At 44.3% G+C, this 26,133-nt stretch carries 18 protein-coding genes and 1 pseudogene; 10 read left to right on the forward strand and 9 right to left on the reverse strand.

Annotation, left to right across the window (positions count from 1 at the left end; all coding sequences use genetic code 11):
- Positions 1–8: 8 nt before the first annotated feature.
- Positions 9–3,137, reverse strand: a complete 3,129-nt coding sequence (locus GD630_RS09040) for a SusC/RagA family TonB-linked outer membrane protein (RefSeq protein WP_143866402.1) — start codon at positions 3,135–3,137, stop codon at positions 9–11.
- 161 nt (positions 3,138–3,298) lie between these two features.
- On the opposite strand from GD630_RS09040, the gene GD630_RS09045 reads away from it, so the two are divergent.
- From GD630_RS09045 to bioD, 6 genes are all read left to right on the forward strand, one after another.
- Positions 3,299–4,423, forward strand: a complete 1,125-nt coding sequence (locus GD630_RS09045; RefSeq protein WP_143866587.1) for a DUF4421 domain-containing protein — start codon at positions 3,299–3,301, stop codon at positions 4,421–4,423.
- Positions 4,424–4,500: 77 nt separating this feature from the next.
- Positions 4,501–6,912 (forward strand): adenosylmethionine--8-amino-7-oxononanoate transaminase, encoded by a 2,412-nt coding sequence (bioA, locus tag GD630_RS09050; protein ID WP_143866404.1) that lies wholly within the window; start codon positions 4,501–4,503, stop codon positions 6,910–6,912.
- Positions 6,913–6,934: 22 nt separating this feature from the next.
- Positions 6,935–8,086, forward strand: coding sequence for an 8-amino-7-oxononanoate synthase (locus GD630_RS09055; RefSeq protein ID WP_143866406.1), 1,152 nt, complete (start codon positions 6,935–6,937; stop codon positions 8,084–8,086).
- A complete protein-coding gene (locus GD630_RS09060; protein ID WP_143866408.1) occupies positions 8,083–8,742 on the forward strand; it encodes a DUF452 family protein in 660 nt (219 codons plus the stop codon). The genes GD630_RS09055 and GD630_RS09060 overlap by 4 nt, the downstream gene beginning before the upstream one ends.
- Positions 8,743–8,751: 9 nt before the next feature.
- Positions 8,752–9,519 (forward strand): malonyl-ACP O-methyltransferase BioC, encoded by a 768-nt coding sequence (bioC, locus tag GD630_RS09065; RefSeq protein WP_143866409.1) that lies wholly within the window; start codon positions 8,752–8,754, stop codon positions 9,517–9,519.
- Positions 9,516–10,163, forward strand: a complete 648-nt coding sequence (bioD, locus tag GD630_RS09070; RefSeq protein ID WP_143866411.1) for a dethiobiotin synthase — start codon at positions 9,516–9,518, stop codon at positions 10,161–10,163. Before bioC ends, bioD begins: the two co-directional genes overlap by 4 nt.
- A 46-nt stretch (positions 10,164–10,209) precedes the next feature.
- Here bioD and GD630_RS09075 read toward each other — a convergent pair.
- Positions 10,210–12,129 (reverse strand): annotated as a pseudogene (locus tag GD630_RS09075) (sensor histidine kinase); the annotation flags it as partial.
- A gap of 174 nt (positions 12,130–12,303) precedes the next feature.
- Between GD630_RS09075 and GD630_RS09080 the strand changes: the two are divergent.
- Positions 12,304–13,806: an L-lactate permease gene (locus GD630_RS09080; protein WP_143866412.1), complete on the forward strand. Its 1,503-nt coding sequence runs from the start codon at positions 12,304–12,306 to the stop codon at positions 13,804–13,806.
- Positions 13,807–13,817: 11 nt separating this feature from the next.
- Here GD630_RS09080 and GD630_RS09085 read toward each other — a convergent pair whose 3' ends face one another.
- Entirely contained in the window at positions 13,818–14,573 is a 756-nt protein-coding gene (locus tag GD630_RS09085) for a potassium channel family protein (RefSeq protein ID WP_143866414.1), read from the reverse strand.
- A 78-nt stretch (positions 14,574–14,651) separates the two neighbouring features.
- The gene (locus tag GD630_RS09090; RefSeq protein WP_143866416.1) at positions 14,652–15,194 is read right to left on the reverse strand and encodes a hypothetical protein; all 543 of its coding nucleotides are present in this window, start codon (positions 15,192–15,194) and stop codon (positions 14,652–14,654) included.
- Positions 15,195–15,530: 336 nt separating this feature from the next.
- Between GD630_RS09090 and GD630_RS09095 the strand changes: the two genes are divergently transcribed.
- Positions 15,531–16,535: an AI-2E family transporter gene (locus GD630_RS09095; protein ID WP_143866418.1), complete on the forward strand. Its 1,005-nt coding sequence runs from the start codon at positions 15,531–15,533 to the stop codon at positions 16,533–16,535.
- A 76-nt stretch (positions 16,536–16,611) separates the two neighbouring features.
- Complete coding sequence (locus GD630_RS09100) at positions 16,612–17,784, forward strand: glycosyltransferase (protein WP_143866420.1); 1,173 nt, start codon at positions 16,612–16,614, stop codon at positions 17,782–17,784.
- A 1-nt stretch (position 17,785) separates the two neighbouring features.
- Here GD630_RS09100 and GD630_RS09105 read toward each other — a convergent pair whose 3' ends face one another.
- On the reverse strand, positions 17,786–19,030 hold the full coding sequence (locus GD630_RS09105) for an ABC transporter permease (protein WP_182505741.1): 1,245 nt from the start codon (positions 19,028–19,030) through the stop codon (positions 17,786–17,788).
- A 6-nt stretch (positions 19,031–19,036) separates the two neighbouring features.
- Positions 19,037–20,236, reverse strand: a complete 1,200-nt coding sequence (locus GD630_RS09110) for a pyridoxal phosphate-dependent aminotransferase (protein WP_007757808.1) — start codon at positions 20,234–20,236, stop codon at positions 19,037–19,039.
- 180 nt (positions 20,237–20,416) lie between these two features.
- Here GD630_RS09110 and GD630_RS09115 point away from each other — a divergent pair, with 180 nt between their 5' ends.
- Positions 20,417–21,652: a fucose isomerase gene (locus GD630_RS09115; RefSeq protein WP_143866422.1), complete on the forward strand. Its 1,236-nt coding sequence runs from the start codon at positions 20,417–20,419 to the stop codon at positions 21,650–21,652.
- 87 nt (positions 21,653–21,739) lie between these two features.
- Here GD630_RS09115 and GD630_RS09120 read toward each other — a convergent pair whose 3' ends face one another.
- The 3 genes from GD630_RS09120 to GD630_RS09130 are packed head-to-tail and all read right to left on the reverse strand — an operon-like array spanning position 21,740 to position 26,121.
- On the reverse strand, positions 21,740–23,380 hold the full coding sequence (locus GD630_RS09120) for a DUF4955 domain-containing protein (protein ID WP_238482977.1): 1,641 nt from the start codon (positions 23,378–23,380) through the stop codon (positions 21,740–21,742).
- A gap of 11 nt (positions 23,381–23,391) precedes the next feature.
- Positions 23,392–25,272 (reverse strand): alpha-L-fucosidase, encoded by a 1,881-nt coding sequence (locus GD630_RS09125; protein ID WP_182505742.1) that lies wholly within the window; start codon positions 25,270–25,272, stop codon positions 23,392–23,394.
- A 27-nt stretch (positions 25,273–25,299) separates the two neighbouring features.
- The gene (locus tag GD630_RS09130) at positions 25,300–26,121 is read right to left on the reverse strand and encodes a fimbrillin family protein (protein WP_143866427.1); all 822 of its coding nucleotides are present in this window, start codon (positions 26,119–26,121) and stop codon (positions 25,300–25,302) included.
- Between the last annotated feature and the right edge of the window lie 12 nt (positions 26,122–26,133).

A 26,133-nucleotide genomic window follows, 5' to 3' on the forward strand; every position in this document is an offset into this window, starting at 1 on the left:
AGTCTGATTTAGAAAGCAATGTTAATACCTCCGGAGATAGTCCGCATAGCCGGATAACGATAATAGGTAATTCCGGTAATTCCCTGTTCGGGGTCCAATCCTTGATTCTTGTGAATGGTAAATAAATTATCTCCTTGCACATACACCTGCACACTGCTCAATGCCAGCTTACTGATCCACGGTTTGGGCAGGTTGTAAGAGAGCGTCAGGTTTTTCAGCCGCATATAAGAATTATTCTGCAAGAACCGAGTGGACGCCGAGTTCCAGTTATTGGAAGTCGTACTTAGAGCAGGCACGTCCGTGTAGCGGTTGTCCGGTGTCCAACGTCTTAGGATTTCAGTCGACCAGGCACGTCCTTCCAGGCTACCGTTATGTAGAATCATCGTTATATCACGATTGTAGATATACCCTCCGATACTATAAGCAAAAATAGCAGACAAGTCGAACCCTTTCCAGGAAAGCGACGTATTGAACCCGCCATACACTTTAGGAAGCGAGGATTTATTGACATAATAATAATCGGCTGAAGCATAATCACTCGTTGTCACACGTTTGCCCGTCGGATTATCATCAGCGTCCAGTTCATCTGCATACCACAACGGCTTTCCATTGTCCGGATCTACGCCCGCCCACTCTTTCATATAGAAATCATATACCGAGCGACCTACCTGAAGTTTGTTTACTCCACTCTGCGGCATATCTTTCAATGGAAGTTCCGTTACCTTATTCTTATAGTGAGTCAGGTTCATACCCAGCTTCCAAACCCAGCCGTTCTGATTGATAACCGTTCCGTTAAGCACCAATTCGATACCTGTATTCTTTAAAGCTCCCACATTCTCGTCAATAAAACCATATCCCAAAGAGGGAGCGATCGGACGGGAATAAAGCAAATCTTTTGAACGGCGTGTAAAGAAATCGAACGAACCGGAGAAACGGTTATTGAACAGTGAGAAATCCATTCCCAAATTAAAGTTCAGATTCGTTTCCCATTTCAGATTAGGGGTTGCCATACGGTCGGATACCAACGCATTCTCTCCCAAATTGGAAACGATGGAATAAAGTCCCTTACTTGCGTAATACGTACCCAAGTTATCATTTCCCTGCGCACCGTAGCTCATTTTCAAAGTCAGTGCGGAAAGCCAGTCGGAAGTACTTGCCATAAACTCTTCCCGGTCTACACGCCAGGAAGTACCCAACGACCAGAAATTACCCCAACGGGTTTCCGGTGCAAAGCGTGAAGAACCGTCACGGCGGTAAGAAGCCGAGAAGAAGTATTTGTTCCGATAATCATATAACAATTGCGTGAGATACCCTACCAATGCATAATCAATGCGATATCCCGATCCTCCTGTCAACTGAGAGCCGACTACCAGTTCCGGCATATCAGGTTGCGCCATCTTTGAACGTGACGCAGTCAGTTCATCGTAACGATACGAATACGCCTCAATACCGGCAAGAACATTGAAATGATGTTCCCCAATCGTCTTGTCATACGTAGCAATATTATTCCACGTCCAAGAGAAAGTACGGGTATTCATCCGACTGACACTTCCCCCGTTCTCCTTAGCCGGACCGATCTTGGGATTCGTATAATCCAAAGTATTATAGTTTATCAAATCGAAATTGAAACTTGTCTTAAACTTCAATCCCTCGATAATCGTAGCTTCCAGAAAGGTACGGCCGGAAATTTCATCTTTCATACGCTCCGACTTATCCAAAGGCAGCGTAGCAGGCAAGTTCCAGTTCGCCATCGAACCGGAAGGACGGTAAGAGCCGAAATCATAGATACGGTCTCCGTTCTCATCCAATTTATAACTGCCGTCGGTATTCATCTCATAAATCGGATAAAAACCCGGCATGGTACGTCCGGCAGTTATCACGTTACTGACTTTAGAGTCGGAAGAAACCGGATAATTCTGCATGGAATGGGCAAAACTCAGATTGACACCCCCTTTCAACCAGGAAGTCATTTCACTGGTAACGTTGGAGCGGATATTGAAACGCTGATAGCCGGATTCAAGCGCAATTCCTTTATCATTCAGATAGCCGGCAGAGAAGAAATACTGATTGGCTTTACCACCACCGGAAACACTCAGGTTCAGTTCCGTACGGAGTGCCTGTTGCTCCATAGCATCGCTCCAATCGGAATCCCATAACGGACGTGCGCCCTCCACCAATTTGCCATCCGTGCCCACCGGTTGCGCATATTGCGGACCATAAGGGTTGGGACCGCCTCCCATCAATTTGGTAACCAAATCTTTGGAAGCCTGCGCTGCGGCGGTCGCCGGAGTATAATCCGGACTTCCGGCATACCGGTTACGGAGTGCTTCCCAATACAATTCAAAATATTGATTGGTACTGACACGATCATAATCACGAACGGCTCGATTGGAACCTCCTAACGAAGCCTTCACTTTCACCGTTGCTTTCGAGTTCTGTTCTCCTTGCTTGGTAGTGATGATAATCACTCCATTAGCACCACGTGAACCATACAGAGCAGCCGAAGCCGCATCTTTCAACACAGTCATCGAAGCGATATCGTCCGGGTTGATAGCATTGACGCTACCGTCAAACGGCACACCGTCCACCACATAAAGCGGAGCACTGGAGGCATTGATAGAGCCGATACCACGAATACGGATTTCCGCATCCGTTCCCGGCTGACCGCTTGCCGCACTTGCCTGCACACCGGACACCGTACCTTCCAATACACGGGATACACTGGAAGTCTGCAACTTCTCAATTTCCCCTGCTTTCATGGTCGAAGCAGCTCCGGTAAAGCTATATTTCTTTGCGGTAGCGTAAGCGACTACCATAACCTCATCCAACTCCTTACTTTCCGCCTCCAGCGTAATATTAATCACACTCCGGTTGTTGACCGGTTGTTCCACCGTGCGCATTCCTACAAAACGGAACACCAAAGTTCCGGAACCGGGAGCCTCAATAGAATAGTTTCCATCAATATCGGTAATAGTTCCGGAGGAAGCTCCTTTCAATTGTACAGAGACACCGGGCAGAGGTTCCCCCTCAGAGATGACCGTACCCGTCACGCGTTTTTCCTGTTGCGCTTCCGCATACAATATGTTTCCTGCAAAAAGCAAAAGAAACACTGCTAATAAACGTAAATAGATTCTCATAATTTTCTGTGACTTTAAATATATTTGCGAGTTATACTAACAGTACATAGAAGTTTATTGTTTAGGAAACAAAACATTTTTTAGAAGATTACTAGCATAAATCAATGAAAGGTCGTACATTCGTGAAACAAAAGACATTCCCAACAGTTATAAGGAACCGTATGGTAAGACAGCTTGTTTTATATATCTCTTTGTTAGTGTCGTTCTCCTTGCAGGCACAGTCTGAAAAGGCGGGTATAATCGTAAACGACAGCATACAGGAAGATTCTGTCACCACCCCCAAGCCAAGTGCCTTCAAGAGAGCGATTAAGAAATTTATGAATTTCAGTGATTTCGACACGCTCTACATCAGCCCCAACCGCTATAACTACGCATTGATGGCTACGCATTTCAGCAACTTTGAGTATTACTCGGTCACCAGTGAATTTCCTCAACCGCAGAAACTTAGCTTCTCTCCCAATCCCCACAACAAGATAGGATTGTATTTCGGTTGGAGATGGATCTTCTTAGGATGGTCTGTCGACATTGATGATATTTACCGCAAAACAAACCGGAAAAACAAAGGGACAGAGTTTGATTTGAGCCTGTATAGTTCCAAATTAGGCGTGGACATCTTCTACCGCCGCACGGGAAACAATTATAAAATTCACAAGATCAGAGGTTTCTATGATGAAATACCTTCCGACTACTCCGAAGATTTCAGCGGCTTGAAAGTAGACATCAAAGGACTGAACTTATACTATATATTCAACAACCGGAAGTTTTCTTATCCGGCCGCGTTCAGCCAGTCCACCAACCAACGGCGCAATGCAGGAACATTCATAGCCGGGTTCTCCATCTCAAAGCACAATCTCGACTTTGACTACCAGCAACTTCCGGCATATATTCAGGAGAGAATGAATCCCGGCATGAAAGTCAACAAGATAAAATACACCAACGCCAACATCAGTTTCGGCTATGCTTACAACTGGGTATTCGCACGCAACTGTCTGGCTTGTCTGTCGCTCACTCCCGCCATTGCTTACAAGGCCTCCGATGTGGACGCGGAAACGCAGGAAGGGAAAGCATGGTATAGTAAGTTCAATCTGGATTTCCTGCTCCGGGCAGGCGTTGTCTATAATAATGGAAAATATTTCGTCGGCACTTCATTCGTCGGAAAGAACTATAACTATCATCGCAACAATTTCTCCTTGGACAATGGGTTCGGCACTCTCCAGGTATATGCCGGTTTCAACTTCCACCTGCGCAAAGAATACAGGAAAAAGAAAACAAAGCGGGAGTATTAGAAATAGGCAACTTGCTTGCTTATCCAAAGAATCTTTGTACATTTGCCCCGTTTTAAAAGAACAAAAATAAAAAATCAATGAAGCAACAACGCCACATACAGACCACACGTGCCCTTCTTTCCCGTTTCCGCTATTGGGGAAGAAAGAACTATGCCGCTTTTGCGAGCTTAGGACGCGAAGTATGTATCGGGCATCTGCATACCAATGTAGTCGATGTTGCCCTTCGTAAGCAGAATGCTGCACAAACTATCCCTTATCATACATTTATGACACTTCAAGAAATTAAAGACCAAGTGCTGGCAGGCATTGATATATCGCCCGAGCAAGCCGCTTGGCTGGCCAACATGGCCGACAGCGAGGCGCTTTACGCCGCCGCACATGAGATTACCGTCGCGCGTGCTTCGCACGAGTTCGACCTGTGTTCCATCATCAACGCTAAATCTGGCAGATGCCCTGAAAATTGTAAATGGTGCGCACAATCCTCCCACTACAAGACGCAAGCCGAAGTTTATGACCTCCTCCCCGCTGAAGAATGTCTCCGACAGGCACAGTATAATGAAGCCCAGGACATCAACCGTTTCTCCCTCGTCACCAGCGGACGGAAACCCTCTCCCAAACAGATTACCCAACTTTGCAACACAGTCCGCCATATGCGGCAACATTCGTCTATCCAACTTTGCGCCTCATTGGGACTACTTAATGAAGAAGAACTGCATTCCCTGCACGAAGCGGGAATTACCCGTTATCATTGCAATCTGGAAACTGCTCCTTCTTATTTTCCTCAACTTTGTTCCACCCACACACAAGAGCAAAAACTTGCCACACTTGCCGCCGCCCGCCGTGTAGGAATGGATATCTGCTGCGGAGGCATCATCGGCATGGGAGAAACGATGGAACAACGGATTGAATTCGCTTTTATTCTGAAGGAACTGAATGTCCAATCCATCCCCATAAATCTGCTAAGCCCGATTCCCGGAACACCATTGGAAAACGAAAGGCCTTTGAGCGAAGAAGAAATTCTCCGGACAATCGCCCTGTTCCGTTTCATCAATCCGACGGCTTTTCTCCGTTTTGCCGGCGGACGCTCGCAACTCTCTCCCGAAGCTATGCACAAGGCACTGCATATCGGTATCAACTCGGCTATCGTAGGCGACTTGCTTACCACACTCGGTTCTAAAGTATCGGAGGACAAGAAAATGATTCAAGAAGAAGGTTATCATTTTGCCAGCTCCCAATTTGACCGTGAACATCTTTGGCATCCATATACTTCCACAACCGATCCGCTCCCTGTTTACAAAGTAAAACGGGCGAACGGCGCAACCATCACTCTCGAAAACGGACGGGTGTTGATTGAAGGAATGTCTTCATGGTGGTGCGCCGTACACGGATACAACCATCCCGTACTGAACCAAGCGGCAAAGGAACAATTAGACAAGATGTCCCATGTCATGTTCGGTGGTCTGACACACGACCCCGCCATCGAACTGGGAAAATTGCTGTTACCTTTAGTACCTCCGTCCATGCAAAAGATATTCTATGCGGACTCCGGCTCGGTAGCCGTAGAAGTGGCCTTGAAGATGGCCGTACAATATTGGTATGCAGCAGGACAGCCCGAAAAGAATAATTTCGTGACCATCCGTTCCGGTTATCACGGAGATACATGGAATGCCATGTCCGTTTGCGATCCGGTGACGGGGATGCACAGTCTTTTCGGTTCGGCATTGCCTGTACGTTATTTTGTCCCGTCCCCCGCTTCCCGTTTTGATGGAGAATGGAATCCGGAAGATATCATCCCTTTACGGGAAACCATTGAAAAACATTCCAGAGAGTTGGCGGCACTGATTCTTGAACCGATCGTGCAAGGGGCAGGCGGTATGTGGTTCTACCATCCGCAATACTTGCGTGAAGCGGAAAAACTCTGCCGGAAGCATGGCCTTCTTCTGATTTTCGATGAGATAGCGACAGGATTCGGACGTACCGGTAAACTTTTTGCTTGGGAACACGCCGGAGTAGAGCCCGATATTATGTGTATCGGTAAAGCGTTGACCGGCGGATATATGACACTTTCCGCAGTCCTGGCAAGCAATCGGGTGGCAGACACCATTTCCAATCATGCACCGGGAGCTTTCATGCACGGTCCCACTTTCATGGGTAATCCGCTTGCCTGTGCGGTGGCTTGCGCATCCGTTCGCCTGCTGCTCGAATCCGGCTGGCAGAAGAATGTGCAACGAATCGAAAGCCAACTCAAAGAAGAGCTGGCTCCTGCACGGGAGTTCCCGCAAGTAGCCGATGTACGGGTATTGGGCGCTATCGGAGTAATTGAGATGCAGCGTCCGGTGAATATGGCATACCTGCAACAGCGATTTGTAGAAGAGGGTATTTGGGTACGTCCATTCGGTAAATTGGTTTATCTGATGCCACCTTTCATCATTACTCCCGAACAACTAAGTAAACTGACCTCCGGATTACTCAACGTTATTCAAAATTAGTAGTTACCCAAAATCATAAATAATGATATTAAACTCTATCAACCAAGAACTGCTTGTTCTCAAAGAAAAGAAAAACTACCGTTCTCTCCCGCCATTGATTCACGATGGACGGGAGGTTATTCTGAATGGACAACGGATGTTGAATCTGTCCTCCAATGATTATCTCGGACTGGCTAATGATGTATCATTAAGAGAGGAATTCTTAAAGACGATGACTCCCGGAACTTTTCTGCCTACTTCCTCTTCTTCCCGGTTGCTGACAGGTAACTTTTCCGATTATCAAGCATTGGAACAACAGCTGGCAACTATGTTCGGAACAGAAAGCGCACTCATATTCAACAGTGGTTATCATGCCAATACAGGGATTCTTCCTGCCGTCAGCAATGCGCAAACACTGATTCTTGCCGATAAGCTGGTGCACGCCAGCCTGATAGACGGAATCAGATTGTCGTCCGCCAAATGTATCCGTTATCGCCACAATGACGCCTCCCAACTGCAACGTTTGGTTTCCGAGAATCACAATCTTTATGCACAAATCATCATTGTTACCGAAAGTATTTTCAGTATGGATGGAGATGAAGCCGATCTTCGCGCTCTCGTCCGATTGAAAAAGAGCTATTCCAATGTTCTTCTTTATGTAGACGAAGCTCATGCCTTCGGTGTACGAGGAGAAAAAGGATTAGGATGTGCCGAAGAACAAGACTGTATCAACGATATAGATTTCCTGGTAGGCACGTTCGGAAAGGCAATCGCCTCAGCAGGGGCTTACATTGTCTGCCGCCAGGTTATTCGGGAATACCTGATTAACAAGATGCGTACCTTTATATTCACCACTGCCCTTCCACCTGTCAATATTCAATGGACAGCATGGGTATTGCAACATCTCTCCGCTCTTCAATATAAGCGAACCCACCTCCTGCGCATCAGTGAGAAACTAAAAGCACTTACCGACAAAGGATACCATTGCCCTTCAGTAAGCCACATTGTCCCCATGATTATAGGAGCGAGCGAAGATGCCATACTGCAAGCGGAAGAACTCCAACGTAAAGGATTCTACGCATTGCCTGTCCGTCCGCCTACCGTGCCCGAAGGAACTTCCCGTATCCGCTTCTCATTGACAGCGGACATCACAGAACATGAAATCGACCAACTTATAGCCTTGATTAACGGATGAAACAACATTTTATCATAAAGAATAACTCCAAGCGCCTCTTGCTTTTCTTCGCAGGCTGGGGAATGGATGAAACTCCTTTCCTGCAAATCCGCCCGACAGATACTGATTGGATGGTTTGTTATGACTATCGTTCTTTGGAGTTCGATACCGACTTATTACAAGAGTATTCCGAAATCCGTCTCATCGCATGGTCGATGGGGATATGGGTAGCTTCTCAACTCATGAAACAATACCCGTCTCTGCCCATCTCGCATAGTATCGCTATCAATGGAACTCCCTATCCCATACACGAAACGAAAGGGATTGAACCCGCTATATTCGAAGGAACACTGCAAGGATTGACCGAACAAACACTGCAAAAGTTTCAAAGAAGGATGTGCGGTTCGGCAGCCGAATACAAAGTATTTCAAACAGTAGCTCCGCAACGTCCGGCCGATGAACTCAAGGAAGAACTAGCCGCCATACAACAACAATACTTGTCATTACCGCCTTCTGACTTCGTATGGCAAAAAGCCATCATAGGAAAGAATGACCGTATCTTCCTACCGGACAATCAACGGCTTGCATGGAAAAACAAGGCAGATATTCTTGAATACTCAGAAGCTGCCCATTACCAACAGGAACTCTTTGAGAGCGTAATCCTACAAACCAAATAAATACCGATTATGAACAAACAACTAATCGCAGAACGTTTCACCAAAGCCATCGCCACTTATCCGCAAGAAGCAAACGTACAAAGACAAATAGCGGACAAAATGATTCACCTGCTTACGGAACATCTACCTTCTCCCTGCCCGAAAGTGATTGAGTTCGGTTGCGGCACGGGAATCTATTCCCGTATGTTGTTTCAGACTCTTCGTCCGGAAATGCTCTTATTGAACGATCTCTGCCCGGAGATGAAATATTGTTGCGAGGATTTGCTAAAGAAAGAGCAAGTGTCTTTCCTGCCGGGAGATGCGGAAACAGCGCCCTTTCCTGCCGAAAGTACCCTGATAACTTCCTGTTCCGCCTTACAATGGTTCGAATCTCCCGAAAACTTTTTCAAGAGATGTAACGCGTTGCTCAACAAACAAGGCTATTTCGCTTTCAGCACCTTTGGCAAAAAGAATATGAAAGAGATACGTCGACTAACAGGTAACGGTCTTCCCTACCGCTCACGAGAAGAACTCGTAACCGCCTTGTCGGCCGACTTTGACATCCTCCATTCGGAAGAAGAACTGATTCCTCTTTCGTTCGACAATCCCATAAAAGTTCTTTATCACTTGAAGCAAACGGGAGTAACCGGAATATCCGGACAATCTTCCGGGCAACTGCGGACCCGTCGTGATTTACAGCGATTCAGCGAGCGTTATACCCAAGAATTCACACGGGGCACTTCCGTGTCTCTGACCTATCACCCTATTTATATCATCGCAAAAAAGAAAGAAGCATGAAACAGAATGTATTTTTCGTTTCCGGTATCGACACCGATGCCGGAAAAAGTTATGCCACCGGCTTTCTAGCCCGTGAATGGAACAAGAACGGACAACGTACCATCACCCAGAAATTTATTCAAACGGGAAATGTAGGCCATTCCGAAGATATCGACCTGCATCGTCGCATTATGGGAATCCCCTTCACCAAAGAAGATGAAGAAGGACTGACTATGCCGGAGATTTTCTCTTATCCCGCTTCCCCCCACCTTGCCTCGCAACTGGACAACCGCCCTATCGACTTCAATAAAATCAAACGGGCAACTGAGAAACTGAGCGAACGATACGACTATGTTTTACTTGAAGGAGCAGGCGGCCTCATGGTCCCGCTAACCACCGGACTGCTGACGATAGACTACATTGCCCAAGAGAAATATCCGCTTATCTTTGTCACTTCCGGCAAACTGGGGAGTATCAATCACACCTTGCTTAGCCTTGAAGCCATACAAAAAAGGGGGATTGTGCTGGATACCGTTCTCTATAATATGTATCCTACGGTAGAAGACAAGACGATTCAGAACGACACGATGAACTTCATCCGGACATGGTTGGAGAAACACTTCCCGGAGACAAAGTTCATATTGGTTCCTGAAATAAAGTTCTAAACTGTCAGACTGCAACTAACTGTATATGTGCGGAGGTTCAATCAACTTCCGTACACGGTATTATGAAATAAAAAGTCGAACCTTTACCCAGTTCGGAAGTCACCCCTATTTCTCCGCCGATCTTCTCTATAATCATCCGACAAATGGAAAGCCCCAAGCCTGTGCCCTGCACAAAGCTGTTCAGTTTGACAAAGCGTTCAAAAATATGTCCCACCTTTTCTTTTTCTATTCCTATTCCCGTATCTTTCACATATACACGGACATTCTCCCCTTCCCGTTCAAATCCGAAACGTATCTCTCCCGTATGGGTAAACTTGGTAGCGTTGGTGATAAAATTCGTAATGACCTGCATAATACGATTCGGATCGCCCTCCATCTGCAAGTCCTCTTCTCCATTATTAAAGATGAAGTCCACACCTCCTTTTATACGTTCCTTGTGAACAGCATAGATTGTCCTGCAGACTTCCCCCAGATTCATCGGACGTTTCACATATTCCAACGTGCCCGCTTCTATCTTCGACAAATCCAATATATCATTAATAAGCTGCAACAGAATGTCCGAATTCTGGTTGATAATATCCGAATAAAGTTTCTGTTCTTCGGGGGTATCCGCAGTAGGCAACAACTGCGAAAACCCGACAATCGCATTGAGCGGTGTCCTGATTTCATGACTCATATTCGCCAAAAAAGCACTCTTCAACCTGTCAGACTGCTCTGCTTTGATTCTGGCTTTAATCAATTCCTGTTCTATATTCTGGAGATTCGTGGTATCCCAAGAAATACCGATCAGCAACGGTTCACGGTCTTCCATCGGAACAAGCGCTTTAAGCGTCTGCACAATACGCGCTTCACCGTTAGCCGTCAGATACGTTTCCTGTATATCAATCCTTTGGTGGGTACGAAGCAATTCCAGGTCATCCTTACGGAACTTCTCAGCTTCCTCAGACTGGAAAATCTCGTAATCCGTATGCCCTATCGCTTTGGAAGCAGGGATACCGGAATGTTCGGCAAATGCTTTGTTCCAATACAAATACTTGAACTCATCTGCCGGATCTTTCACAAACAGATAGACCGGAATATTATTCAGAATGCCGTCCAACAACTGATTCAGCTCACGAAGTTCATCCCGTTTCTTTATGACATCGGTAATATCCTGCGTAAAGAACCAGATCAGCTCCTGTTCATTCTCATGTGTCAGAAAAGAAGACACCTGGTGCACCCGCTTCTTCGTCTCTCCCATACGTACGTAAGCGGCACGGTAGGCAAAACTGCCATCATTATCCCGTATTTCCTGAAGTCGTTTTTCCCAAGCCTCTTTCGTGGTCATGGAAACAGGCAAATCATATACCTTCTGAGTCCCCAGTTCCTTAGTCACTCCGTATTCTTCTATGAATTGTTTGTTGGCATACACCAATGTCCCATCCTTCGACACGGCAAGAATACTATCGCTCACTTTATCAAGTACACTCTTAAAAACTTCCAATTGCCGTTGAGTAGCCACTCTCTCCGATATGTCACGGCACATGATCAGTACATATTTTTCGTCCAACGGGAAAATGCGGTTTTCGTAATAGTGACGCTTACCGTTGAAATCCAATTCGTGATGCGCAGCAGAGACAGTCCCCGTTGCGACTGCGTGCTGCATATTGGAATGTATGTTCTGATAGGCTTCCGGAGGAACCATATTACGCATATGCATCCCAACAAAATCCTCGTTTGTCACTCCGACATGATTCGTTTCTTCATTGGATACCACTTCGATGCCTATCTCGTTATGATCGAAAACAGTCAACATATCCGGCAAAGAATTCAAGATCTTTACAGCATACCTTTCTTTAAAACTAATAGGATTGGCTTTTTCTTTCTCTTGCCTAAGAGCTGAAAGTTCTTGTTTGAGCCGCTCATTTTCTTTAGTAAGCGCCTCTAATTGTTCAGCCGTTGTTTTTACTGTCCGTTCACTGTCCATAACATAGTGGAATAAAATGTACTTATCTGCCAAAAGTAAATATTTTATTGCAGATAAAGACGTAAAATCCTATTTATTTTCGAAAAATCTATTTCCCTCACCGACCCAAGTGAGAGCTTCATTTGTTATACAACTAACCAACGGACGTTTCACCTTTTAAAACCTGATATGATTATGACCTTAGTCCTTGCTATTATTCCGGTATTACTATTAATTGTATTAATGGCATTCTTCAAAATGCCGGGCGACAAAAGCAGTATCATTTCTCTGATCGTAACAATGCTGATTGCCCTCTTCGGCTTCTCTTTTTCTGCGGACAATCTGTTCTATTCCTTTATATATGGAGCACTGAAAGCCGTCTCCCCTATTTTAATCATTATCCTGATGGCTATCTTCAGCTACAATGTATTACTGAAAACAGAGAAGATGGAGATTATCAAACAGCAATTCGCTTCTATCTCTACCGATAAAAGTATACAGGTCTTACTGCTGACATGGGGATTCGGCGGGTTATTGGAAGCAATGGCGGGATTCGGAACAGCAGTCGCCATACCGGCAGCGATTCTTATCAGTCTGGGATTCAAACCTATATTCTCGGCTACAGTAAGTCTGATAGCCAATAGTGTGGCCACCGCTTTCGGAGCGATCGGAACTCCTGTACTGGTATTAGCCAAAGAAACCAATCTGGATGTGTTGCATCTCAGTACCAATGTCGTATTACAATTGTCGGTCTTGATGTTCCTTATTCCATTGATATTGCTTTTTCTTACCGACTCCAAAATCAAATCACTACCAAAGAACATCTTCCTTGCCTTGCTGGTAGGAAGCGTTTCGCTAATCAGCCAATATATGGCAGCCAAATATATGGGAGCCGAATCTCCGGCTATCATCGGAAGCATTCTTTCCATTATTGTGATTGTCTTGTATGGAAAGCTGACCGCATCCAAAGAAGAAAAAGCGCGGAAAAGCCATCTGAAGGTGAAAGATATAATGAACGCATGGAGTATCTATCTACTGATCTTATTTCTGATTATACTTACCAGCCCTCTTTTTCCAGGATTACGCCATACTTTGGAAAATAACTGGGTCACCAGAATCAGTCTGCCCATTAATTCCTCTACAGCCAACTATACGATTTCCTGGCTGACTCATGCCGGAGTGCTGCTCTTTATCGGCACTTTTGTCGGCGGATTAATACAAGGAGCTAAAGTAAAAGAGTTGTTTACCGTTCTTTGGAATACGGTGAAGCAGCTAAAGAAAACATTTATCACAGTGATATGCCTTGTTGGATTATCTACCATTATGGATACCTCCGGAATGATTGCCGTGATTGCTACCGCACTGGCTACGGCTACAGGAAGTCTATATCCGTTATTCGCTCCGGTGATTGGTTGTCTGGGAACGTTCATCACGGGAAGTGATACGTCATCCAATATTCTCTTCGGAAAGTTACAGGCAAGTGTGGCAGGACAAATTCATGTCAGTCCGGATTGGCTGTCGGCAGCCAATACAGTAGGCGCTACCGGAGGAAAAATCATCTCTCCGCAGAGCATTGCCATCGCTACCTCTGCCGGAAACCAACAGGGTAAGGAAGGTGAGATACTAAAAGCGGCCATCCCGTATGCTTTGGTGTATGTGGCGATAACCGGACTCATCGTCTATATTTTCAGTTCCTGAATCTACAAGATTTATTGAGGGGCGGCAGTATTTGCCTGTTGCTTATGTGCCGACTCTCCTTTCTCTTCATAATATTCCTGTTTCTCCTTATTTCTCCGTTCAATAATACTGGTTATATAGACAGTGAAGATAGGGAACATCATCATCCCCAAAGCCGCCAGTACAACCGAAAGTACCCGCCCGGTAGTGGTCACGGCTATAATATTCGAGCCGACTGTAGTAACATCCATAAATGCCCACCACAAAGCGTCTGTATATTTAGTGACCAAAGGATTGGCCGTATGTTCAGTAATGAAAAAAGCGAGACTGGCAAAATAGACGGTAGCCAGCAACATCGTCAAATAAGATACAAAAAGCCCTGAAGCCCTGTTGTAAGTAAACCACCCCACTACAATAGCCAGCGCATATCCGCCACGTACCAGAGGGATAAAACGTAACATATAAGTAACTTCGGGTGAGAACGTCCACCCCATATAAGCTATGATATTCTGATAGGGGATGGCAACCAGCAGGAATATAAAGTGAGTAGTGAAATAACGTTTCTTATTATCCGCCAGAATAAATTCGAGAACGAAGTCAACCAGAAACAGTACACAGATCCATAGCTGTACTTTCATGTACACACTCTGCGTATAGAAAGGAATACCTTTGAAAGTATCAATAGAGATACTTATGATCAGAAAAAGAGAAAGCAGAAGAATAACAATGTGCAAAATGCCATAGATTCCTTTTTTCCGTAATACGAAGTCGTAAAGAGCCATTTTCATAATCAATCATTTTTTTAGAATTGAAACTCTTAACAAGTAACATATCACGAATGTTTGAACGAATCACCGTGTATTGAATCAAAGTCCTTTCGTAACCACCGGCAAGCCAAAGAAGCCCTTTTGCAAAGTCAGTACTTTCTCCTTCCCTTGCCGCGTCTTGTTATAAACAGCAGAGGATACATGCAACGTTTCCACATTCCCATTTTCAAAAGCAACCTGCAAATAGTATTCTTTACGCACTCCATTCGATACATAACGATGTTTGCCGACCCTGCGGGTTTTCTTATGGGTCTCTATATATTTTTTCTGCACCATAACCGTTTCTTCATATATGGAAGCAGTATCGGCCAGCCAATAATTGCCACTAAGAAACAAGGCATAACTAATAGCGCCCACGCAACCAATATGACATAGGACATTCATCACTTTACCCTCTGTTGTAGTCAGCCAAGACCATTTTCTATAAAAAGGCAAAGTGGCAAGAGCGATCAAAAGCGCCACGCCAACAGGAATCCACCATACTGCTAATGTATCCTCATATATCACATAGCCTAATGCTAATGAAATAATAAAGAGGAAAAGCATCATAATACGGAGCGTCTTAACAAAGAAAGTATTCATAATATGACCTTTGTGTTATGTGTAAATTTCGTTGTTACTTTTTTAGCATAAAAAAAGGCTATCTATCCCAGACAGCCAATCTTTTGTTAACCTTAAATCTAATACTATGAAAAACACATTGCAAATATACGGACTTTCTGCATATCTCCAAATTTTCCGGAAAAAGCAACGTGTCTTATAACATGGTTTAATAGAAATAGTAGATTCGTTAACATTTAACATAAATCTATCGGATATTAACGAATGCCCGATAGCGTGACTCAGATATATAGCATAGGGCAGCAAACCTTTCCGGGATTTTTTGTGTTTATTATATAAACGAATTACTTACACAATATGAATCTCAAAGAACAATACTGGAAATATTCCCTCATTGTCATCATTCTGTTTATGGGAGTTATCATCTTCCGGCAAATCACTCCTTTTTTGGGAGGGCTGCTGGGAGCATTTACCATTTACATATTAGTACGCACGCAGATGCATCATCTGACGGAAAAGAAGAAAATGAAACGCAGTATCAGCGCATTACTGATCACGGCAGAAACCATTTTTGTATTCCTTGTGCCTCTCGGACTGACCATCTGGATGATAGTAAACAAACTTCAAGACATCAATCTGGCTCCGCAGACATTCGTAGAGCCCATCCAGCAAGTAGCAGGATTTATCAAAGAAAAGACAGGATACGATGTATTAGGGAAAGATACGTTGTCGTTCATAGTCTCCATCCTTCCACGAATCGGACAACTGATTATGTCAAGTATCAGCAGTCTCGCCGTCAATCTGTTCGTCATGATATTTGTTCTTTACTTCATGCTGATAGGAGGTAAAAAGATGGAAGCATACATCAATGATATTCTCCCGTTCAATGAAACGAACACACGGGAAGTTATTCATGAAATCAACATGATCGTGCGCTCCAATGCGATCGGTATTCCACTGCTGGCCATTATTCAGGGAGGCATTGCCATGATAGGCTATCTCATTTTCGGAGCCCCCAGCGTCTTACTACTAGGTTTCCTCACCTGCTTCGCTACCATCATCCCGATGGTAGGCACCGCATTAGTATGGTTTCCCGTCGCCGCTTATCTGGCTATCAGCGGAGACTGGTTTCATGCAATCGGACTTTTCGCCTACGGAGCCATTGTCGTATCGCAGTCCGACAACCTGATTCGCTTCATCCTTCAAAAGAAGATGGCGGATACACATCCGTTGATTACAATCTTCGGAGTTGTGATCGGTCTGCCGTTATTCGGATTTATGGGAATCATCTTCGGTCCGTTATTACTCTCGTTATTCTTTCTGTTCGTCAATATGTTCAAGAAAGAATACCTGGATTCATAAAATAACCTACCTTCCGGATGACGAAACTACCGAAAATTTGCGTACTTTTGCAGTCGTAAAACGACACTAAAATTCAATGGAAGCATTTACATTCAATACTGCCGAGCTGATATTATTGTCAGCGGCAGGAGTTCTCTTTATCATCCAAGTTATTTATTATCTCGGTTTATACAACCGGATACATTCGCATAACAAAGCTGTACGCAAGGAAGAAACTCATTTCACGCGGGAATTGCCGCCTCTTTCCGTCATTCTTTGCGCACGCAACGAAGCCGACAATCTGCGTAAAGTCCTTCCTGCCATTCTGGAACAGGACTATCCCCAGTTCGAAGTCATTGTAATCAATGACGCTTCCACCGACGAGACAGAGGATGTATTGGGATTCATGGAGGAAAAATACCCTCATCTTTACCATAGTTTTACTCCCGACAGCGCACGTTATATCAGTCATAAGAAATTAGCGCTGACATTAGGAATCAAAGCCAGCAAATATGATTGGCTCGTATTCACGGAAACAAACTGTATACCGGCAAGCAAGGATTGGTTAAAGCTAATGGCACGCAATTTTACATCACAGACACAGATTGTGTTAGGATATAGCGGGTATGACCGGACAAAAGGATGGCTGCACAAACGTGTCGCTTTCGACACACTCTTCCAGTCATTGCGTTACTTAGGTCTTGCCCTGGCCGGAAAGCCATATATGGGCATCGGACGTAATCTTGCCTACCGGAAAGAATTATTCTTCAAGCAAAAAGGATTTTCAAGCTACCTGAACCTTCAACGCGGAGAAGATGACCTGTTCATCAATCAAATAGCCAACAGCAGCAACACCCGTGTAGAAACGGATTTCAACGCAACCATGCGGATACAGCCTGTCTACCGTTACAAAGACTGGAAAGAAGAAAAGGTCAGTTATATGGCCACCGCACGCTTTTATCATGGGGCACAACGCTACCTATTAGGCTTTGAAACCCTATCACGCCTGTTATTTTACGCCACTTGCATTGCAGGTATCGTATTCGGCATTCTCGATTTCCACTGGTTGGTAGCAGGTATCGCATTATTACTATGGCTGATTCGCTACACGGTGCAAGCCATTGTCATTAACCAAACAGCCAAAGAAATGGGCGGCAACCGGAAATATTATTTCTCATTGCCGGTATTCGATATCCTGCAACCGTTGCAGTCGTTGAAATTCAAGCTCTGTCGTCTATTGCGGGGTAAAGGAGATTTCATGAGAAGATAGACTACTCATATCTCATAGAGTTGGCAGGGTTGATCTTGGTTATCAGATATGAAGGACCTATCAGCATCAGGACAGCAGCCAGCAGTGTGCCGATATTAATCAGCAGGAAAAGGATGATATTGAAAGATACCGGAACCGTGTCTACGTAATAAGTCTCCGGATCGAGTTTGAAAATGCCGAACCGGGACTGAAGAATGCAGAACGCCAGACCGATAACATTCCCCCAAAGCATACCTTTGCCTATCAGGAAAACAGCAAACCAAAGGAAAGTTTTGCGGATTGTAAAATTAGTGGCACCCAAAGCTTTTAGGATACCAATCATATTCGTACGTTCGATAATGATAATCAGCAAACCGGAAATCATGGTAAAACCGGCAACGCCTATCATCAGAAACAAAATCACCCACACATTCAGATCCAACAAGTCAAGCCATGCAAATATCTGTGGATTCAACTGTTCGATACTGCGCACATAATACGTACCTCCATATTCGTCTTTCCGGTTATCGGTATCGATTGCGATTTCATACGTCGTATCTTCCAGCTTATCATAGTCTTTCAGCTGAAGCTCCACCCCTGTAACCTGCTCCGGCTGCCAACCGTTCAACCGATTCACCAAACTGAGGTCGGTCAATAAAAAAAGATTATCGTATTCGGAGAAATTTGTCTGATAAATTCCGGCAATAGTCAACCTGCGCGCACGGACATCATCCTGAATATAATAGGTATATATCTTATCCCCCAACTTCAACTTCATCTTTGTAGCCAAAGACTTGGAGATAAGTACACGGTTGCTGGAAACCGAATCACTGAAAACAGGAATCTCTCCTTCCACCAGATATTCTTGCAGAAAACGGGGGTCAAACTCCGGACCTACCCCTTTCAGTACCATTCCTTGAAAGGCATCGTCCGTCTTTATCATACCCGGTTTGGTAGAAAAACGCTGTACATGGCTTATCTCCGGATAACCGGCAAGCGCCGACATCATACTATCTCCCACTACAATCGGATGGGTTTCGTAAGAACTGACCGCGTCCAGATTAGTTATCTGGATATGCGATCCGAATCCAATGACTTTATTTCTCACTTCACTCTTAAAGCCGATAACGACCGCCACTGCTATAATCATAACAGCCAGTCCGATAGCAATACCCGCCATTGCGATGAGCACTGCAGGACGTGACACCTGTTTTCCGCCATCGCTTTCGCGGTAGATGCGCCGAGCTATGAAAAGTGATAAGGACATAGACTTTTATTCCGTTCTTCCCGGATACGCTTCCAAAGCCTTCTGGAGGACAAAAAGCGCACGGGTTAAATCTTCTTTCTTTAATACGTATGCAATACGCACTTCATTGATACCCGAACCCGGAGTTGTGTAGAAACCGGAAGCCGGAGCCATGAATACCGTCTGACCTTCGTATTCGAAATCGGAAAGGCACCATGCGCAGAACTTGTCGGAATCATCCACCGGAAGTTTTGCCACTGTATAGAAAGCCCCCATCGGGATGGGCGAATAAACACCCGGAATACGGTTCAACCCGTCAATCAGACATTTACGACGTTCCACATACTCGTCATACGTCTCGCGTGAGTATTCTTCGGGAGCATCCAAAGAAGCCTCAGCGGCAATCTGACCAATCAACGGAGGACTCAGACGAGCCTGACAGAACTTCATGACAGCATCACGTATCTCTTTATTTTTGGTAATCAGCGCACCGATACGGATACCGCATTCCGAATAACGCTTTGATACGGAGTCAATCAGTACCACATTATTCTCGATACCTTCCAGATGGCAAGCGGAGATATAAGGAGAACCGGTGTATATGAATTCGCGATATACCTCATCGGAGAAAAGGAATAAGTCATATTTCTTCACCAAATCACGAATCTGATTCATTTCACGACGTGTATAGAGATATCCGGTCGGGTTGTTCGGATTACAAATCAGGATTGCTTTCGTACGTTCATTTATCAACTCTTCGAACTTCTCGACTTTGGGAAGTGAGAAACCTTCTTCGATGGTTGTGGCAATCGTACGAATCTTCGCGCCTGCAGAAATAGCAAACGCCATATAGTTAGCATATGCCGGCTCCGGAACGATAATCTCATCACCCGGATTCAGACAGGAAAGGAAAGAGAAAAGCACCGCTTCCGAACCTCCTGAGGTAATGATTATATCGTCTGCTGTAAGATTGATATTGAACTTGGCATAATATCCCACTAGTTTCTCGCGATAACTACGATAACCTGCACTAGGACTATACTCCAGCACTTTACGGTCAATATTGCGTATCGCGTCAATCGCGGCCTGAGGAGTGGGCAGGTCAGGCTGTCCGATATTCAGGTGAAACACATGGACTCCCCGTTGCTTGGCAGCGTCTGCCAAAGGAGCCAGTTTTCTGATAGGAGATGCAGGCATCTCGTTTCCGCGAATGGATATGGTTGGCATAATTTTAACTACAAATTACTAATTACTATTTACTTTTTCTACTTGAAGTTGCAAATGTACGCAATAATTTGAATACAGAGACATAAAAACTTTAAAAACCTTAGCAAGGTTAAAATCGTTATGGAATTTTGAAAAGAAAGCTATACATTTGTCATACAGAAAACTTAAAACAATACCATAATGACCATACACCTTATCTCATTCGCGTCACTGCTTCATAAACAAGTCTCATTGCGTAGTTCACACGAAGCGATTTTGAGTGAACTTGAAAAATACTACACTGTAAAATTCATCGATTATCAAGATATGAATAAACTAAGCAGTGATGATTTCAAGATTATTTTTATCGCTACCGGCGGAGTGGAACGGCTGGTCATCCAACACTTCGAAAGCCTTCCCCGCCCCGCTATTTTACTGGCAGACGGTATGCAGAACTCGCTGGCTGCGGCTTTGGAAATCTCCACATGGTTACGGGGACGCGGCATGAAAAGTGAAATCCTGCACGGGGAATTACCGGTCATCATCCAGCGTATCCATACACTTTACAATAATTTCCAGGCACAACGTTCTTTATTCGGCAAGCGTATCGGAGTCATCGGAACTCCTTCTTCGTGGCTGGTTGCCAGCAATGTTGACTATCTTTTGGCAAAACGTCGCTGGGGTATTGAATATATGGATATTCCATTGGAACGGATTTATGAACATTTCCAACAAATAACGGATGATGAAGTAGGCGCCTCCTGCGCCGCAGTCGCTTCACAGGCTCTTGCCTGTCGTGAAGGCACTCCCGAAGATTTAATCAAAGCGATGCGATTATACCGGGCTATCAAGAAGGTATGCGAGGAGGAACGGTTGGAAGCATTGACTTTAAGTTGCTTCAAACTGATTGAACAAATCGACACTACCGGCTGCCTGGCATTATCCTTACTTAATGATGATGGAATCATGGCGGGTTGCGAAGGCGACTTGCAGTCTATCTTCACCTTGCTGGCTGTTAAAGCGCTCACCAAAAAGGATGGATTCATGGCAAATCCCTCTATGATCAATTCACGCACCAACGAACTTATTTTAGCTCATTGCACCGTCGGTCTCAAACAGGCGGAAAGATATATCATCCGCAACCATTTTGAAACGGAAAAGGGGATCGCCATTCAAGGGCTGCTTCCCACCGGAGACGTGACTATCGTCAAATGCGGTGGCGAATGCCTCGACGAATATTATCTGTCTACGGGAACGTTATCCGAAAACACAAATTATATCAATATGTGCCGCACACAGGTACGCATACGGATGAATACTCCTGCCGAGTATTTCTTAAAAAATCCGTTGGGAAATCATCATATTCTCATTCATGGGAACTTTGAGGATACATTGAATGAGTTCTTTCAGGCAAATGCTTGCAAGAGGACGGAATAAAGGCATTTATAAAAAACGACGGACTACATAGTCCGTCGCATTTAAAGAGACTTAGCAAGGTTATATCTAATCTTAAATATAAAACTTTCATTTCAAATAACTGATATCAGGCAAATATCCTAGCCTACGTTGTAATTGCGCTTCGTAAAGAGACCACGGAGTTACAGCTTTTCCATGATCTTGATCTATTTTAACTTGAGAAGCAATAAACTGTACATCCGCCCCATGAAAACCTACAATCGTAGGCGGAAGAAATTTCCAATCACGTTCTTCATTCCACCACTTCCATTCAACAGCCTCTCCCGGAAGTACATAAGTAGCTTTAAAGTTCCAAAGAGTAAGATCATCCAAATGGTTGGGTAACTGATCGGTAGCCCCTCCCTGATGAAATTGTATGAATCCTCCCGAACAACCGTCAATCAAGGTAGCACGTGGCTGCGTGGCATGAGATTCGAAATTAGTATCCCTTCCCCAAACGCAATTCTTGATAACCGTACCTAAGGAATGCTTACTGACCCCGACTGCGTGCCATTGTCCGGCATCCTTCATTGTAGAAGATTCTCCCTCATCCACCACATCCGCTATTAACACACGGGAAGATCCTGACGTATGCACAGCGCAATGTCCACGATTCCCCCCTATGCGAATATCATAGGCAGATACATTGGCACATTCCGTAAATGTTACAGATTCACTCACACTATAAAAATCGACTCTACGTACCCATGAATTAGCTATACGATGAAAGTTTATCGGTTTATAGGCAGAATTTATAGCCCACTGGTCATGAATGAATTCTTTAGGAGCATTTCCATAAAAACTCATATCTTCTATACCAATATTTTCATAATAGTTATAACGGCAGAGTTTCCATTTCCACTTTTTCTCCACTCCGTATAAGAGTGGTTCAAAGAAAGTGACCTTATTCCCCCGAACAGACTTTACCTGATGAATATCATACACTTGCACCCCCTTATTTCTAAGTTGTGTCATTTGCGCAGATACCGCATACGGTTTTAACCCCTGTGCTATCAGTTCCGGTGAGTTATCTTCCAATTTCAAACATACCCAATCACCGGCAGAAAGTCCACTGGCAGAAGCCACTTCTATCGAGAAACTTCCTTTAACCGCATCCCCGACGATGTCAGACAATTCCGGAGTAAACCCACTCCAATGTTTAAATTCAATCATTGGTCCCGCATAGTCCAGTCCCTCCAAAGGCTGATAAGGTGCTTTCATCACGATAGAGGTTTTAGCCCTTCCGGCTCCTTTCAGAACCAGATTTCCAGCCCTGATTTGCATTGTTTCCGACTTTCCGTCAACTTTATCATTTTCATCATACAAAACAAACTCACCTTCCGGAAAATAAATAATCGCCCTGGCATTCGGATTATGATTAATTCCAATTTCCTCCAATACTCTCATAAAAGCCGCCCGATCCGATTTGCCATCATCGGGAACAGCCCCATATTTCGTTATATCATATTTTTTATAACCTAGAGTCCAAATATCCGGCGGAGCCATTTCTCCACGTTTGTATCCGGCGTATGAAAAATCCAATAACACATTCCGCTCACTTCGAGATACAAAATCCTGCCAAGCCTGGCAAGCACTTTCTTCCTCTTGTTCTTTCTCCGGTTCTTGTGTCTCTTCACTATATTCGTCGGACGATTGGCAAGATATCATTCCCCCCATCAATAAAAAGAAGAGCAAATATTTTACATTCATAGGGCCATCATTTATTTAGAGTTAACAGGAGCCAATATCAAGGAACGCAAACGGAAAAGTTCATCTCCTTTGATATCACCAGCCTTTACACGAATATCCAAATCTCCGGCAGGTAATGTAATTTGTCCGATATGTTCACGAATAAAGTCTCCCTGCGAAACAACATGAGTCATTTTCTGATTTGCAAAATGTATTTCATATTCTCCGGCTCCTCCTAAAGTTTCTTTTTTTAATTCCTTACCGGCATCACCCTCTATCAGTTCACTCTTTTTACGTTCAGGAGCAGCATAACACACATACACATCATAAACGGTTTCTTTCGCTAAACGAGCTTTCCAAAGCACGGCGTCTTTGAGTTCTCTCCAGTTCTGCACATAAGAGAAACGCTCCGCCTCACTGCCATACCGTAGCCCTCCTTCCAACTGTGCATCGAACGTGCGTAATGTTTCAGTCATATCTCCGTTCAATAAACGACGATCATCCACCATCGGCTCTCCGTCACAGACTACTGCAATGACCGTATCTATACTATCCGGACATTCACGAGGAACTGCCAAACACACATCTTTTCCCTTACTCTCCCACGAAAGTTCTTTTGAAGGATCCGACAGCAACCAAGCCTTTTTCACCGGATTTTTCAATCCGCCGACTAACAACCGGCCCTCATGCGGCCATTGAAATATATGCAAATAAAGCGTGTCACCTTTACAAGTCGACTCTCCCCAAGATTGTACCGTCAACGGTGTCCGTTGTGTTCCCCGAATTGACTCTTCGCCATTAATTTTCCACCACCGGGCAATTCCTTGCAAAATTCGTCTGTCCGGCACATCGATACCACCATTCCCTTTAGGTCCCACATTCATTAGAATATTTCCGCCACGAGCTGCAGCTTTTACCAATAAACGTACGAAGTGAGCATCGGATTTATAGACTGTATCGTTAGCATTATAGGCAAATGAGTTATTCGTAGTAGGGATTCCTTCCCAATAACGAGGCATTACATGAAACTCAGCCGGTCTGTCGGAAGTACTCGCATAATCCGCACAAGCCTCAACAGCCCTTCCATTAATCACCACATTAGGAGCTAACCGACGTACAGCCGCAACAATACGCAAGTTTTCCTCTTCCGGTAATTTATGCGGAGTATCAAACCAGATCAAATCCGGGTGGTATTTCCTAATAAGTTCCTCCAACTGAGGTATTGCTTTACCACACACATATTTTCGGGCATGCTCTTTCAGAAATAGAGAATCTTTCTTCCACCAGTCTCTGCCATTCAATAACAGATCCCCACCGGGATTCCTATAATCCCAATCATTACCCGGTGCATCTTTTTCTCCCCAATCAAAGGCCTGAGAATAATACAAACCAAACTTTAATCCTGCTTTCCGGCACTCTCTTTCCAATTCACGTATTGGATCTCTGCCAAACGGAGTCGCCTTGACTATATTATAATCACTTACCTCCGAATCATACATGGCAAAACCATCATGATGTTTGGCTGTGATCACCAAATACCCCATTCCAGCATCCTTTGCCAACTTTACCCATTCTTTCGCACTAAATTGCTGTGGATTAAAAGTACCCGCCACTTTTTCCCGATATTCCGCAATCGGTATTTTTGCCATACGCTGAATATGTTCGCCATATCCTTGATAGCGTATGCCATTCCAAGTACCACTCAGAGAAGAATAAACACCCCAATGAATAAACATCCCAAAACGCACTTCATCAAACCATTTCATTCTTTGATCCAACTCTTCCTTTTGGGGAATCAACGACTCCAAAGTGGGAATAGGATAACATTTCTGTGCCACAAGGGTAGATGGAAAAGAGAACAGTAAGCTACCTGCACACAAAAAGGCAGCTATACTGTTCATTATCGATTTCATAGACAACATAGACTAGAATCTTTGATTTTACAATGATGAGCCCGTACAATCAATAGAGAAAGCTGATATTTTATTCTCTACCAATTCCATACTTTCAGTTGTCTTATACCAATAAATTGCTCCATCCTCTGCCGTAATCCTAAAGACCTTCCCTTTACTCATACTTTGCGCAGGCACTACTGCACGGAACACATTTCCTTCAACAGGTTGCATGGTAATATATTCCGCTGCCTCAGAAGCCTTTACTATAGCCGTTTGTTCGGTCAAATTCACTGTAGCTGTTCTTTTTGCACAAATATCTACATTTTTAATAACTTCTCCTTCCGGCAAAATCACTTCAGCTTCTACCAATGCTAATTTATGCACAAATGATAAAGTTATCGATTCATCGTCTACACTGGCAATTTCGTTCTTTGCCAATAAAAGATCGCTTTGGTTATAGCCATCTTTCGATTGGTCTTGAGATACGGAAAAATCAAAACTTGTTCCTTCCAAATCAGCATTATATGGGTAATAAGCATAAAAATTCAACTCACTGCCATCAATCGGAAAAGTGATAGAATATTCAGCAACCCATTTTCCATTATCTGCAGTATAATGATAATCAAGATTATCATGTAAGACTTCTGTAGCCCCACGCTTCAATCCATAGATTCCAACATGATCACCATCCTCAAAAGATGTTTTCTTATCTATTGTTACCGTACGGGTTTGAGAAATACCCAAATCAAATATAATTTCTTTTTCCGACTGAGAGAACGCTTCATCCATGATATTCTCCTGACTACAAGAAGCGAATAAAGCAGCGAACACCATGGTCGCTCCCATTAATATATATTGTTTTTTCATATTGGCATTGTT

Origin of the sequence: Bacteroides zhangwenhongii (genome assembly GCF_009193325.2) — a bacterium.
Lineage (GTDB): Bacteria > Bacteroidota > Bacteroidia > Bacteroidales > Bacteroidaceae > Bacteroides > Bacteroides zhangwenhongii.

Bases quoted from the DNA above. Each gene is read 5' to 3' on its own strand.
- GD630_RS09040 (WP_143866402.1), bottom strand. From the start codon at position 3,137: ATGAGAATCTATTTACGTTTATTAGCAGTGTTTCTTTTGCTTTTTGCA.
- GD630_RS09045 (WP_143866587.1), top strand. From the start codon at position 3,299: ATGGTAAGACAGCTTGTTTTATATATCTCTTTGTTAGTGTCGTTCTCC.
- bioA (WP_143866404.1), top strand. From the start codon at position 4,501: ATGAAGCAACAACGCCACATACAGACCACACGTGCCCTTCTTTCCCGT.
- GD630_RS09055 (WP_143866406.1), top strand. From the start codon at position 6,935: ATGATATTAAACTCTATCAACCAAGAACTGCTTGTTCTCAAAGAAAAG.
- GD630_RS09060 (WP_143866408.1), top strand. From the start codon at position 8,083: ATGAAACAACATTTTATCATAAAGAATAACTCCAAGCGCCTCTTGCTT.
- bioC (WP_143866409.1), top strand. From the start codon at position 8,752: ATGAACAAACAACTAATCGCAGAACGTTTCACCAAAGCCATCGCCACT.
- bioD (WP_143866411.1), top strand. From the start codon at position 9,516: ATGAAACAGAATGTATTTTTCGTTTCCGGTATCGACACCGATGCCGGA.
- GD630_RS09080 (WP_143866412.1), top strand. From the start codon at position 12,304: ATGACCTTAGTCCTTGCTATTATTCCGGTATTACTATTAATTGTATTA.
- GD630_RS09085 (WP_143866414.1), bottom strand. From the start codon at position 14,573: ATGAAAATGGCTCTTTACGACTTCGTATTACGGAAAAAAGGAATCTAT.
- GD630_RS09090 (WP_143866416.1), bottom strand. From the start codon at position 15,194: ATGAATACTTTCTTTGTTAAGACGCTCCGTATTATGATGCTTTTCCTC.
- GD630_RS09095 (WP_143866418.1), top strand. From the start codon at position 15,531: ATGAATCTCAAAGAACAATACTGGAAATATTCCCTCATTGTCATCATT.
- GD630_RS09100 (WP_143866420.1), top strand. From the start codon at position 16,612: ATGGAAGCATTTACATTCAATACTGCCGAGCTGATATTATTGTCAGCG.
- GD630_RS09105 (WP_182505741.1), bottom strand. From the start codon at position 19,030: ATGTCCTTATCACTTTTCATAGCTCGGCGCATCTACCGCGAAAGCGAT.
- GD630_RS09110 (WP_007757808.1), bottom strand. From the start codon at position 20,236: ATGCCAACCATATCCATTCGCGGAAACGAGATGCCTGCATCTCCTATC.
- GD630_RS09115 (WP_143866422.1), top strand. From the start codon at position 20,417: ATGACCATACACCTTATCTCATTCGCGTCACTGCTTCATAAACAAGTC.
- GD630_RS09120 (WP_238482977.1), bottom strand. From the start codon at position 23,380: ATGAATGTAAAATATTTGCTCTTCTTTTTATTGATGGGGGGAATGATA.
- GD630_RS09125 (WP_182505742.1), bottom strand. From the start codon at position 25,272: ATGAAATCGATAATGAACAGTATAGCTGCCTTTTTGTGTGCAGGTAGC.
- GD630_RS09130 (WP_143866427.1), bottom strand. From the start codon at position 26,121: ATGAAAAAACAATATATATTAATGGGAGCGACCATGGTGTTCGCTGCT.